Here is a 12733-nt window from a genome sequence, read left to right on the forward strand (position 1 = left end):
CAATTCGACTGGGTAGCCACGGGAAGTGACTACCCCTCCCTCGGCGTGTGGTCTAGATCACCGAACTGGCGCGTTCGGTTGGACGTCGGTTCGTCGACTACACCTTGCATAACAGGTCACTGTGATCTCTTCCGATGCCGGAGAAGCGCTGTACGGGAGGGGGATTCACAGTGGTGGGCCTCGCCGTCGCCGTTCCGGTCATGCTGGATCGGCGGGGTCGCCGCCGCTGTGCTCACACGTGCGAGGTGTTCGGCTGACTCGGATCGACGCCCCTCGCAACTGGCTTGAGCCGACCGGTACAACGAGGGGTTGCCGGTCGGCTCATTCAGTCCCCGATGAGCCTTGCTACCAACGCATTCCGCGACACGGACGTGGCGTCCAGGGATCGCGTCGTGAACGAGTCCTCGTGTCCTGATGTTCCCGCAAGGCTCGAAAACTCGTGTCGGGGTCCCTCCTTCGCCTGAGGCAGAATTGATGGTCAAGCACCGTCTGCGGGGGGATTTGATGATGTGGAAGCTCTGCTGGTGACCGGCGCGAACTGGTTTCCCGATCCGGGCGGCAGCGGCGGGCTGCGATGGTGGAACGGAACGAGCTGGACCTCTGACATGTATCAGCCGTCCCAGAGCACCAGCCTGCGCCAACCACCTGCGTCGGTGCCGGCCGATTCCCCAGGATTCGTCGCACGCCACCCTGTGTGGGCGGTGACGGCACTGCTGGCCTTCTGCGCCATCGGGGTCGCGGTGACGGTGATCAACCTGCCCACAGCATGGGAGAACGCGGTCGGGCCGTCCAGGCAGGCGGGCCGCGAGTATGCCCTGCGGTGGATCAAGGCGCATGAGGGTGCCGGCCGTACCGACGAGCTGTCGAAGTCCGACGTCCAACGGGTTTGCATCGCCGAGGCATTTCGAGTCGGGTCGAAAGGAACCGACCTGGCCAACGGAACGCATCTGGCGCCCGGCAGGCTCATGCGCGGAGAGTTCATCAACGCCTGCACTGACGAGGCCATGCACCATGTGGGCCGAGCGGTATGAGCCGCAACCAGGAGCAGGGCCACTATCAGGGAGGACGTTTCCATGGTCGACCACCCGCCGCGTGAGCGTGGTCCCCGGCAATTCACTGCGCCGACGCCGGCCGACGGTCCGACAATCCAGTTCCCTCGATACCGCCATGCCGAGACCGAGGCCGCCGGTTTTGCTGGCGATGACGGCCCGACGGCGCCACACTCGACCTATCCGCCCCGCGTGCCCACGCCCACCCATCCCGTGGCACCACCACTGCCACCAGCGCCGGCGTACGCGGCCCCGCCCGCGGCACCCCGTACCCGGTCGCGACGCCGCAAGGCCGTCATTGCTGTGGGTGGGACCATCCTCGTCGCCGCGGCTGGCCTGATCGGTGCGGAGGTGTTGGTGCGCAATCACGCGGAATCGGTCGTTGCCGACACCGTCAAGTGCGCGACGGGTGACACCTCAACGGTTTCGTTCGCCACGATGCCCCCGATCCTGTGGCAAGCCGCCAGCGGCACGTACAAATCGATCCGGATTCAGACCTCGGGCAACAGGATTCGCGGCATGCGGGGTATGCCCGTCGTCATCGACTTGCATGATGTACGTCCCGCAGTGAACGGTTCCGCGGGTTCTGTCGGATCGGCGGAAGCCACCCTCACGTGGAGCCTCGACGGCATCAAAGAGACGCTGCGGGCTGCGGTACCGGTCGCCGGAAAGCTCCTCACCGACGTCACGGCCAGCCCGACGGACGGCACGATCACACTGGGCAACTTTCTGGCCAGTGTGACCGTGAAACCGAAGACGCTCAACGGGACCATCGCCTTGGACGTCGTGCGCACTGAAGGGCCAGGACGGGCAGCAGTCGAGACGCTGCAACCGGCGTTGGACGCCTACATGGCGAAACAGACGCTGCCCCTGGGACTGCACGTCGATCAACTATCAGTGACCGATCAAGGAGTGAACGCGCACTTGACGAGCGCGAACGCCAGCCTGCCCTCCGACTCTGAGAAAGCCTGCTACCCAACAAGTTAGGGCGCATCGATCCCTGCGAACCGGAACCATTCGGACACACGCAACCCCACCGCCCAATCAGGACAGCAGAACTCGCCTAGCACGTACGGTGCACGGTTATGCAGGCTGCATTACCTTCGGCACGTGCATACACCCAGCCCACGTATCGCACTGCGCGTCAGCACTTTTCAAATATGGCGGACAGTTCAAGCTCCAGAGGAAGACGGTGGTGTTTCTCGTCGTGCCGGTAGCAGCCGCCGACGATGAACTCGGCAGGCCCGTCGACTGTCCGGATGGTCACCGCGACGGGCCTGCCGAGTTGTTGCAGGAGCGTGGGGACACCGAACGCAATCTGCCGTGCGCGCGGCTGGCTGCCGGGGTCGGTGGCGATCGCGAACTTGACCTCGGTCTCGGCTTGCTGTCCCGGAGCGGCCGGCACGTTGGCCTCTGCGGTCGCCTCGTAGTAGGACCCGATGAGTGCGCTGACCTCTCGCCAGGTCCGAAGGTCGTGATCGCTGGGAGGTCGCGGGCTCGCGAAGTAGTCGTGCGGCCGCGACGTCGGGTCGTCCTGGATCGAGATACCCCAATTGGCGTCCGACAGCATCGGTTCGCCGGCCTGGAGGGCCAGCGCTTCGGCCTGAGTCGCGGTCGGTTTCAGCGTGATCGTGACCCGGCGGCTGTCACCCGCGCCGCCCCAGGTCGGCGCGGTCAGGCTGGCGTTCGCCACGATCGGTGAACGCGCCACGCGCAGCCAGGCTGCGGCGGCGTCGGCGATCTCGTCGCCGGTGGGACTGTGGGCGGTGTTGAAGTAGCCCCGGGAGAAGGACGCTGATTGGTAGTCCGGCGCGTAGAGGTTCTCCGGTGCTGGCGGCGGCACGATCGGCAGGCGCAGCCACAGCTGCGCGGAGCGGTCGGCCAACCCGGTCTCGTCGGTGCGGCCGGCGAAGAACTTTCCGATGTCTCGAATCTGCGACTCCGTGATGTCCTGGCGCAGCGTTACATCCAGGTCGAAGCGCTCACCCGAGGTGAAGGAATTGACATAGGTCATGTCGGTGTCGGCCACCCCGGGCATCGCGCGGACGTGACGGTCGAGGTCCTCGGCGTCGCCGCGGCGGCCAAAGATGCAGCTAGCCGCCGTAGCTCCGATCGCCAACACCATCGCCGCGGCGATCACCAGGCGAATCGGTGACCGGCGACGGCGTTCACCGTTCCATGCAGACATGCCTCGAGTATTGGTGCCCATCAGGGCGCTCGGCATCGGTAGAACTACGCGGGCCCGCCGCCCAGCCCCAAAAATGGGGCCGGTGTCCGGTGCTGCTGATGCTCACTCGTTCAGCGGCGGCACGGTCAACTCTTGGGTCCAGACATAATGCTTGTTGTTCCACAGCGCGGCCTCGTCAGGCTCATCGACGGTGACCTTGCCCGGGCCGAACGTGTCGTACGCCTCCAGTGCGACACGAAGACTGGCCACCATAGAGGGAAATGCCTCGGCGGTCCGCTGACGTAGCGCATCGAGATGGGTCCGGAGCGCGGCGCCTTCGGGGGTCTGCCTCATCTGCGGAGACAGGGCTGTGTACGCGCGGGCGGCGTCGGCGAGGAAGCGTTGTTTGGTCACGATGAGCCTGGCCATCGCGATCAGAGCCTCCACCGGTTCCATGGTGAATATCGCCTCGGAATCGTGTCCCTTGTCCTCGATCATCCCCGCACCCTATGTGGTCAACGACAATGCAGAAGTGAACACACAGTTGCCTCAGCCGCACGGCTGGAACAACCGCTACCGGCTTTTCGGGTCGATGCTGGCGATCGCGGCCGTTGGTGGCATGTACTTCGCGGTGAAGGCCGTTCTAGCTGTGGCACACGGACACTGGGCTGCAGCTGCCATCGCCGCAGTGTCAACAACAATTTTCGCCATCCCGACGGTGTGGATCGTGATGATGTTCACTCGTCGCGGACGTCTGCGGGCCAGCGTCGACGGCACCGGCACTAGCCTCGCCCTGGCGGCCGGCATCAGATGGGTCACCGTGTGGTTCGGCGCCGTCCTGGTCGCCGTCGCCGGCTATTTGCTGTTTGGTTCGCAGATGGGCGGCGAATTCCCGGACGTGAGGGCCCGCAGCGCGGGGTTCTTCGCGGTGATGGTGGTGGGCGCTGTCCTCGGTTTAGGCGCGATGGCCCGGGCCGCCCGCCGCCCCCGACCCGGGTTACGGCTCTCGTCGGCAGGAATTGAATTTCACGATGCGGTCACGGCGTTCACCTTGCCGTGGCCGGATATCGTCAACATCACCGGCACCGGTGTGCAAGGAAAGAACCTGCGCCCCATCATCTTTTGGCCGCGCGGGGGCGAGCCCGCGGTCATCGCCAACGCCAGCTTGTACGCCCCCAACGGGGCCGCGCTGTTCTGGATGATCCGCTATTACTGGCTGACGCCCGCCGCGCGCGGTGAACTGGGCAACGGGGTGGCGGTCCAGCGACTTCGCGCCGGCCATTTTCCTGCCGTCTGACCGTCTACCTGGTACAGCCACGCGACACTGAAAAAGACGCTCATTGGTGCAGCGCGATAGTCTCGATCGAACCTCAAAGAAAGTGAGCCAATGCCCGCATATGTCACGACCGACTACGTGGACGACCTCGACAACACCGACATCGACCCGAAGAACGTTGACACCGTTGACTTTTCGTACCGAGGAAATACATACACTTTGGTACTGACCAAACAGCACGGTTCCCAGTTCGACAAGGACATCGCGCCGTGGATCAAGGCAGCCAAGAAAGCACAGGCGCAGGTGGCCCGCGCGGGAAAGGCCAAGCCCGCAGCTCGCACTCAAAAGTCCACGGGGACAGACAAACCCGCCACACCGGCAAAGAACACCGCAGGACGCAAGTCGGCGCCGGCCCGCACGACCGCAGCCGCGAGCAAGACGGCACCGGCCCGCAAGGCCGCGCCAGCCAGCAAGGCCACGCCAGCCCGCAAGGCCACGCCAGCCAGCAAGGCCGCGACGAGCAAGACCACCGCGAACACCAATGAACGCAGCCGCGCCAAGGCCATCCGCGCATGGGCTGCCAACAACGGCCACAAGGTCTCCGAGCGGGGCCGCATTTCTGCATCAGTGGTCGAGGCCTTCGACGCCGCTCAGTGAAACAAGCGACCGGCATACCGAAACTGGTGACCGGAAGCCCCCGCCAGCTCCAATAAACTGGCGTCACGCAGCGTCGAGCTGCGTACAAACAGGGGGAGCACGCGCGATGACGAACATGCCTGGGTTCGGCCACGGGGGCTACGGGGGCGGCTGGACACCACCGACAGTAGGTCAGCAGCCGGGTACAGGGCAGTGGGGCGGCGCCAGCCAGCCGGCCGCCCCGCCCACCGTGCCACCCATCGTGCCGCAGCGGCCCGCGGCGGGCGTCAACGCTTACGGCCACGCCGCCGGACCGCTGCCGCCGGCAGCCGGGTACGGGCAACCCGCCCCGACCAATCCGTACGGGCAGCCACCCACTCCGCGCAGAAAGAGCCGCAAGCCACTGGTGATCGCCGCGGTCATCGTCCTCGTTCTGGCCGTTGCCGGCGGTGTCGGTTGGAAATTCTTCGGCAGCAGCGGCTCAGGCCCAGGGAACGCCGGTTCGGCGGCCGACGCCGTCAAGGGATACCTCGAAGCGTTGGCGCGCGGCGACGCGAACGGCGCCCTGGCGTACAGCAACGATCAGCCGGCCTCGAAAGACTTTGTCACCGACGACATTTTGAAAAAGCAGATCGCCAAATGGCCGATCACCAACATTCGCGTCCTGAACGACGAGTCAACGCCTCTCAATTCAGTCACCGGGTTCAGTCGAGTGCACGTCGCGGTGAACTTCGGCGACAAGACCTCCGATACGACACTGACGGCGAAAAAGCAGGACGGCCGCTGGGGACTGTCCCACGCAACGGTGAAACTCGACACGACAGCTGGCGTCGGCAGCCAGGAACTTCCTAACACGCTGACGATGTTCGGGAAGCCGTTGAACGGCAAGACTATCTACGTGTTCCCCGGCTTCTTGGACGTGGCTTCGTCGAACACCAACATCGCGGTGACCACGAAACCGATCCTGCTTGATGGCCTGGCCACCGGGGGAACGTCCGCGTACCTGGCGGCCACCTACGAAGTCTCCGACGCCGCGAAAGCCGCGATCCTCAATGGCGTCAAAGCCGTGACGGACACCTGCACGAACTCCCGTCTACATAGGCCCCCGTCGCCATGCAACGTCGTGGCTGTCGGAATGCAAGACGGAACCGTCAACTGGCCGTCGGCCGATTTCAGCCGCCTCAAGATCGTCACCACCCTTGACCCGTACCAGGGATTGAAGACCAGTGTGATGGGGCAGGCGGACTTCAACAACGTCACAGGTCTGGGACGCGACGGCCAGCCGCGCCCGCCCGAAAACCACACGATGTACATCTACGGCACCGTTGACCTGAAAACGTCACCACCGACCGTCACCGTCCGGTAGAGGCGCTCAGCAGCGTCGACTGTGGCACGCGATTGGTGCAGGGACGCCGGCCCGTCGACCCCTAGACTTACGGTGCGTGACGGCAGCACCAATCTGCCCGTCGAACACAGGGGGAGCAGGGAAGAAATGACGAACATGCCCGGGTCCGGTAACGGCGGCTACGGGGGCGGGTGGACACCACCTGTACCCGGCCAACAGCAGGGCGCTGGCGGGCCGGTCAACGCGTACGGCCAGCCGCTGGCGCAGCCGCCGCAGGCCCCAGCCGGCAACTATCCGCCACCCCAGCCCGGCACGAACGCCTACGGCCAGCCGATCGCCCCGCAGCAGCCACCAGTGCCGCCCACTGTTCCGCCGCAGCCAGGGACTAACGCCTACGGCCAGCCACTGGCCCCGCAACAGCCCGTCGCGCCGCCGCCGGGCTACGGGCCCCCGCCGGCAACCAACGGGTACGGACAGCCACCAGCACCGGCCAAGAACCGCAAACCGCTGCTCATCGCCGCCGCGATCGCGGTCGTCGTCGCCATCGTTGGCGCTGCCGGCTGGACGTTCCTGAACACGGGCAGCAGCTCCGGCCCGGACAGCGCCGCCTCCGCCGGCGACGCCGTCAAGGGCTACCTCGAGGCACTGTCCCGCGGCGACGCGAACGGCGCTCTGGCATTCAGCAGCGACCAGCCGGCCTCGAAAGACTTCCTGACCGACGACATACTCAAGCAGCAGATCGCCAAATGGCCGATCACGAACATCCGCATCCTCAGCGACAGCTCGGCATCCGGCGGCAACTCGGCGATCAGCTTCGGCCAGGTCCACGTGGCGGTGAACTTCGGAGACAAATCGTCCGATACAACCCTGACGGCCAAAAAAGACGGGGACCATTGGAAACTGGAGCGGGCCGCCATCAAAGTGGAAGCCACCAGCTCGGGCCTGGGCAACCAGGCCGCGGCGAACACCGTGACGATCTTCGGAAAACCGTTGAACGGCAACCCCGCCTACGTCTTCCCCGGCTTCCTGGACGTCGCCTCCAGCAACCAGTGGATCACCGTGACCACCAAACCGGTTCTCCTGGACCAGCTTTTGACCGGAGGATCGAGCGCATCGCTACAACCGACCTACACGGTCACCGACGCAGCCAAGACAGCCATCATGGCCCAGGTCAAGACCATCACCGACGCGTGCACCAACTCCCACGCAGCGGCACCGCCGAAGCCATGCGACACAGTGGCTTTCGGAGTGGTGGACGGCACGGTCAACTGGGGCCCAGCCGACCTGAGCCGCATCAAAATCGACAACATCGACAACTACTCATCCGCAGGCTTGACGGTGAGGGTGTCAGGGCAAGCATTCTTCAACAACGTCTCCGGGGCCGACCAGTGGCACGCTGGGGCCACCAAAACCCTTGATCAACAATCGATGTACATCAACGGCACCGTAGACCTGACACGTTCCCCACTGACCCTGTCCCAGAAATAAGCCAACCCGCTGCGCGCGAACGGGTCTCGCGCGCAGCGGCGTCGGGCCATGCACTGCGCACCCGGCGCAGGTCACCAACCAACCTGGACCGGAACTGTTGGTACGGCCCGAAATTGGTGTCGGGAGGGGGTACTCGTGCCGCTTACGCTGGCTATGGAGGCCACTTCGACGCATCCCAGTCAGGCGATGGCGGTGGTCCAGGGGAGAGGAAGACTTCATGTCACGTCGTTATGCCATCCGAATCACCACTGCCGCCCTGGCCGCGGCGGCCACACTCGGAGCCACAGCCGGCACAGCTTCGGCTTGGCCCATCCCCATCACCCCAGAGCAGCAGAACTTTATCAATCAGGCTCGCAGCGCAGGATATCCCGGCTCAGATGACCAGGTTCTGCAGGCCGGGCTCTACGGGTGCCAACTGCTCATGACCGGACGTGGCACTCAGGGCGCGACCGACACGATCGCGGCTCAGAATGGCGTAGATCCGGCACAGGCCGGCGCCCTGGTGCGTATCGCGCACGGAATCCTTTGCACATCGGCGCGCGGCTAGCCGCCTGTATTGGCCCTATCCGCAGGAGAATTCGATGTCATACCCGCAACAGTGGCAGGCCGGTCCGGAACAGATCGGGGACGCTAGAACGCACACGCAGCCTCCCCAGGCTCCGCCGACCGTTCCCGTCTTTCAGGTCACTACGATGACACACACCGGTGCGCTCGTTATGTTCGTCAATCAGCGGCAGGTCGTCACGGGAACGCACGAGCAGTGTAGGGCGGCTCTGCGTAGAGCCCAGACCCACAATCTCACCCTCGGATGGTGGAGTTTCCTTTCCATCCTGATCATGAATTGGGTTGCCATAGCGCACAATTGGAGTGCGCGAAGCAAACTTGAGGATCAAGCTAAACAGGCGCAGGCATACGCCCAGTGGTGGTGGCAGTACTACGGCCCACGATGACGACGCGGTGTCACCACGGGTGTTCGTGCCCGCCCGCGACCACGTAACCGCCACCGGGCGGTCAAATACGCTGCGATACAGCAGGTTTAGCTGGCGGCGCGAGCACGCCGCTGGGCGAGCTCGTCAGGCACCGTACCAGGAATGACGACACCGGTTGCGGCCTCGGAAGGAAACTGCAGCACATTTTCGCGGAGGTCAGGAAGGGCCGCGCCCACCGCGATACCGAACACGCCCTGGCCGCCGGCAAGCAGATCAACGACATCCTCAGCCGATGTGCACTCGTAGATGGACACACCGTCGCAGACCAGAGTCAACCCCGCCAGGTCGGTGACGCCGCGACCACGCAGCGCCGCCACCGCGGTGCGGATGTTCGCCAGCGAGATGCCCGCATCAAGCAGACCCTTGACCACCCGCAGCACCACCAGGTCACCGAAGCTGTAGAGGCGGACGCTGCCCGAACCCGTGGCGCTGGCGATCGACGGCTGCACCAAGTTGGTGCGAGCCCAGTAGTCGAGCTGCCGATAGGTGATACCGACGATGTCGCACGCCGCCGGGCCACGCCACCCCCGGGTGCTCTCGGCCTCCTCGTGCACGCCGGCGAAGGCGTCAGTGTCGAACGCGTCGAGCGTGAGTTGTTCAGACATCGGCTGTTGCCCTCCTGCGGCGCATCCCCATCGCCATCTCCATGGTAGGTCGCGACCACGCCCCGCCGCCGATGACGCGCTCACCCGCAAAGGGCCGAGTGTCGACGGCCGCCGCGGCCCCGCGACCGCCTGACCCGCCAGGCCCAGGCGAATGGGCGTCAAGCATCGAGAGCGGGTCGAGCGAAAGCTAGCTTGTAAACGACCTGCGTCGTTGTGGAAGAACCGCAGGCCACACGCCCGAAGAATGAGATGTCACCGCCCGGTAGGACCGTGACTGACGCACCATCGCTGACCGAACGCCGGCCACCGTCTCGGCGCCAAGACAACAAGGTCGCCGAGTACGCGTTCCTGGTCCGGGTCCCCGGCAAGCCCTGGGGCAACCGGGTCTTCCTGCTCGACGATGCCGACAAAGCCGCCCAATACGCCGTCGACGCCGGCACCACCGTCGAAGACCTCCCTATGTGGAGCTGACCGTCAGCTGGTCTTCCCACCGGGTCGTCCACCGCGGGGATAGTCCCGACTGCGCTCAAACCGAACATCGGAAGATTGGGTAGTCCAGTACTTCAGCGCAAGGACGACGGCAGTGTTAATTTCGTGGGTATCACTCGTTCAAACGGATGCCGGCTCACGCCTTCCTCGTATTGACGTATTGACTCGGGCGCCCGCAGGTTCCTTTGAGGGGACAGGGGGTGCGGTATGTCTGGAAACTGGGCGGTCCAGAGCCGAGATTCTGGCTCGATTCAAATTGATGGCGACGGTAAGCGGCTTTACCAACTCTGCCAGGGCGGACGCATCTACCAGATCAACCTCGCAGATTCACCCTCGCACTGCGAACTGATCGGCAACAACCCAGCAACAGTCGGGATCGTGTGCGGTGACCGCCGTCTTTATGCGGTGCACGGCAGCGGGCGAGTGTACCGGTATGGGGGATTCCCACTGTCATCTTGGACGCTGGTCCTATCCCTGCCCGGCCTAGTAGGTATCGCCGCCGCCTCCGATAAGGTCTTCGCGCTGAACGGCAGAGGTGAAATCTCTGCACTCGACAGCGACCAATGGAGCCAAATCTCAAGCACCGACAAAATTGGCAAGGTAGTCGAAATCGCGGCCGCCGAATATCAGTCCGGCTTGCCTGTCGATCCTTTTACGTTTAGGTCACCTTCTGTCAATGTGTACGCACGTAGCGAGGACGGCCGAATCTGGCAGTACAAGAAAAATCGGTGGACCCTTATCGGCTCGAATTCAAACGCGGTTGCTATAGCTGCGGCGCAAATCGAGGAGGTCACTCAAGGTCTAATACAGCTGACGTTCCGAAATCCGACGGTGTATCTGCGCGAAAAGGACGGAACAATTCGTCGGTACAGCGGCACTGGCGAAGATTGGGTGCAGATCAGCAAGGCCGACTCCGGCGTCGTCGAAGTGGTGGCAAACGGCCTCAAAGTCTTCAGGCGCAACGCCAGCGGCTCCATCTACAACTACCTCGGGCCGACGACGGCAGACTGGACCCGCATCGCGCCACTCGATATTCGACTTCGAACGATCGGCGCTGCCAATGAGACGGTCCACAAGATTCTCTACTCGGGCGAAGTGTCGTCCTATGTGTTCGACGAATAGCGAGCAGCTTGTGCGGAGCATCGGACGGAAAGGGTAGAGATGTATTCCTATGACGTGAAAATCCGCGACCGTGTTTGGTTATGGGGATCGGCCGGCATCGCGGTCAATCTCGACTGGCCCATTCTTTTGACTATCCGCAACAACTTATTTGGCGAAGAAATTCAAATCGTCACCCAACGCGGCGGTGTCGACGCCGACCAGATCGGCTCCTTGCAACCCGGTGAGTGCTACACGATTCCACTCGCCGGCCTCAGCGGCGTCTACGCGACATGCCAGGCCGACACTAGCGTCACGTGCACAATCGCCACGCCGTCGCCTGCTCCATAATTCTCCGTCCGCGAATCGAGTGATAGCCATGGCCACCGCAAAGCCGATCAACCTCCGCGTCCGACCCTTGCAATCAGTCGACCTATCTTTCGCGATCGATGGCATCATCGGCGCACAGACGGATCCGCACATCCTCGGTCGCACGGTTCAACGATTTGACCTCACGGCATTCTGTGCCGACCTGAGCGCCGTTTCGACCGAACGCAGCGACCCCCAGATGGGGGCCGGTGCCGCCTTGAACACGATTGCGTTGCCTGCCGACGAGCAGCCCCTCGGATGGGGGCGACTGCGCTACGACTCAACCGCCATCCGGAGTCAACTCGCACCACACATCCTTTGCGAACTGCGGGCAGAAGCTGTCAAAGCCACGGTGGACAAAGCTATCGCACAACGGGAGAACGCCTGGGTCCAAAAGTTTGAGCGCAACGCGCTCGCAGCGACCCAAGAGGCCTTCAACAAATTCGACCCGAACTCCAAGCTGCGCCGCATCGACCGCCTCGCGTCAATCTCGCAAATCCAGCATGACCGGATGCAATCCGCCTACGGATACGACCTCGCGAAAGAGGACCTCACCAGCTATTACGGACTAATCCGTGACACTTTCACAAACACCAACACCGCCACGGATAACCGCGTCTCGACCACACACACGACCAGCACCACCACTCCTCAGGCCAACAACGTATCCAAGGTGGATTCCAGCACCACCCAGGACTGGTCGCCCCAGGCCCCAGACGCCGCGAAGCGGACTTCGAGCGTCTCTCAAAGCCGCACCACGGAATACCCCTACCGCATGCCCGGTCTCGACAACGAAGCGAACTACGAGCGCGCACAAAGCAGCCTCCAGGAAGAGCGGATCGCTGCGGTCGCAGCAACGAACTACGCTTCCGGCGACAACTACGAACGTCCTGAAGTCGGCGGCCTCCGGTACTTCATGAATGATCTCAAAAGCATTGATCTCGACGTGAAACTGCTCCAGATCGCCTACCTCAATACGCTGTTGATCTCCCCCATCGATGGAGTCGTCACGGGGATTTACCGCAACGTTGGCGACAACGTCTCTGCGGGCCAGCCCGTAATGCGCGTCGAAAATGACTCCGAGGTCTACATCGTCGGAGTACTCAAGTACCGCGGCCTCATCCGGCTCGGTCAACAGGCTCAAATGAACCGCCCCGAGTTTGATGCACACCTTCTTTCGAGGGAAGGTTGTTCGCATCATGCCGAAGAAGTACGACGAGGA

General features: G+C 63.7%; 14 protein-coding genes. 11 read left to right on the forward strand and 3 right to left on the reverse strand.

Going from position 1 to position 12733, the window contains the following annotated elements; translation table 11 throughout:
* Positions 1 to 509: 509 nt before the first annotated feature.
* Positions 510 to 1031 (forward strand): DUF2510 domain-containing protein, encoded by a 522-nt coding sequence (locus ACJH6I_RS29060; protein WP_406785026.1) that lies wholly within the window; start codon positions 510 to 512, stop codon positions 1029 to 1031.
* 42 nt (positions 1032 to 1073) lie between these two features.
* The gene (locus ACJH6I_RS29065) at positions 1074 to 2036 is read left to right on the forward strand and encodes a DUF2993 domain-containing protein (RefSeq protein WP_406785027.1); all 963 of its coding nucleotides are present in this window, start codon (positions 1074 to 1076) and stop codon (positions 2034 to 2036) included.
* A 157-nt stretch (positions 2037 to 2193) separates the two neighbouring features.
* Here the strand turns inward: ACJH6I_RS29065 and ACJH6I_RS29070 are convergent, their stop codons facing one another.
* Both ACJH6I_RS29070 and ACJH6I_RS29075 read right to left on the reverse strand, forming a co-directional pair.
* Positions 2194 to 3237, reverse strand: coding sequence for a hypothetical protein (locus ACJH6I_RS29070; protein ID WP_406785028.1), 1044 nt, complete (start codon positions 3235 to 3237; stop codon positions 2194 to 2196).
* A gap of 102 nt (positions 3238 to 3339) precedes the next feature.
* Positions 3340 to 3663, reverse strand: coding sequence for a hypothetical protein (locus ACJH6I_RS29075; RefSeq protein WP_406785029.1), 324 nt, complete (start codon positions 3661 to 3663; stop codon positions 3340 to 3342).
* Here ACJH6I_RS29075 and ACJH6I_RS29080 point away from each other — a divergent pair.
* The 5 genes from ACJH6I_RS29080 (at position 3632) to ACJH6I_RS29100 (ending at position 8508) form a co-directional block, all read left to right on the forward strand.
* Positions 3632 to 4513: a hypothetical protein gene (locus ACJH6I_RS29080; protein ID WP_406785030.1), complete on the forward strand. Its 882-nt coding sequence runs from the start codon at positions 3632 to 3634 to the stop codon at positions 4511 to 4513. The genes ACJH6I_RS29075 and ACJH6I_RS29080 overlap by 32 nt on opposite strands.
* A gap of 90 nt (positions 4514 to 4603) precedes the next feature.
* On the forward strand, positions 4604 to 5149 hold the full coding sequence (locus ACJH6I_RS29085; protein ID WP_406785031.1) for a histone-like nucleoid-structuring protein Lsr2: 546 nt from the start codon (positions 4604 to 4606) through the stop codon (positions 5147 to 5149).
* A 385-nt stretch (positions 5150 to 5534) separates the two neighbouring features.
* Positions 5535 to 6494 carry a hypothetical protein gene (locus ACJH6I_RS29090; RefSeq protein WP_406785032.1) on the forward strand — a complete coding sequence of 320 codons (960 nt, stop codon included), beginning with the start codon at positions 5535 to 5537 and terminating at the stop codon, positions 6492 to 6494.
* 126 nt (positions 6495 to 6620) lie between these two features.
* Positions 6621 to 7961 (forward strand): hypothetical protein, encoded by a 1341-nt coding sequence (locus tag ACJH6I_RS29095; protein WP_406785033.1) that lies wholly within the window; start codon positions 6621 to 6623, stop codon positions 7959 to 7961.
* A 217-nt stretch (positions 7962 to 8178) separates the two neighbouring features.
* Positions 8179 to 8508 (forward strand): DUF732 domain-containing protein, encoded by a 330-nt coding sequence (locus tag ACJH6I_RS29100; RefSeq protein WP_406785034.1) that lies wholly within the window; start codon positions 8179 to 8181, stop codon positions 8506 to 8508.
* A gap of 489 nt (positions 8509 to 8997) precedes the next feature.
* Here the strand turns inward: ACJH6I_RS29100 and ACJH6I_RS29105 are convergent, their stop codons facing one another.
* Complete coding sequence (locus ACJH6I_RS29105; protein WP_406785035.1) at positions 8998 to 9555, reverse strand: MerR family transcriptional regulator; 558 nt, start codon at positions 9553 to 9555, stop codon at positions 8998 to 9000.
* Between the two features lie 270 nt (positions 9556 to 9825).
* On the opposite strand from ACJH6I_RS29105, the gene ACJH6I_RS29110 reads away from it, so the two are divergent.
* The 4 genes from ACJH6I_RS29110 to ACJH6I_RS29125 form a co-directional block, all read left to right on the forward strand.
* Positions 9826 to 10026 (forward strand): hypothetical protein, encoded by a 201-nt coding sequence (locus tag ACJH6I_RS29110; protein WP_406785036.1) that lies wholly within the window; start codon positions 9826 to 9828, stop codon positions 10024 to 10026.
* Positions 10027 to 10251: 225 nt separating this feature from the next.
* Positions 10252 to 11166, forward strand: coding sequence for a hypothetical protein (locus ACJH6I_RS29115; protein WP_406785037.1), 915 nt, complete (start codon positions 10252 to 10254; stop codon positions 11164 to 11166).
* 39 nt (positions 11167 to 11205) lie between these two features.
* Positions 11206 to 11493, forward strand: coding sequence for a hypothetical protein (locus tag ACJH6I_RS29120; protein WP_406785038.1), 288 nt, complete (start codon positions 11206 to 11208; stop codon positions 11491 to 11493).
* Between the two features lie 28 nt (positions 11494 to 11521).
* The coding region (locus tag ACJH6I_RS29125; protein WP_406785039.1) for an HlyD family efflux transporter periplasmic adaptor subunit at positions 11522 to 12733 on the forward strand (1212 nt) is incomplete at its 3' end.

The sequence above is a fragment of the Mycobacterium sp. SMC-13 genome (assembly GCF_045311035.1).
Taxonomy (GTDB): Bacteria; Actinomycetota; Actinomycetes; order Mycobacteriales; family Mycobacteriaceae; genus Mycobacterium.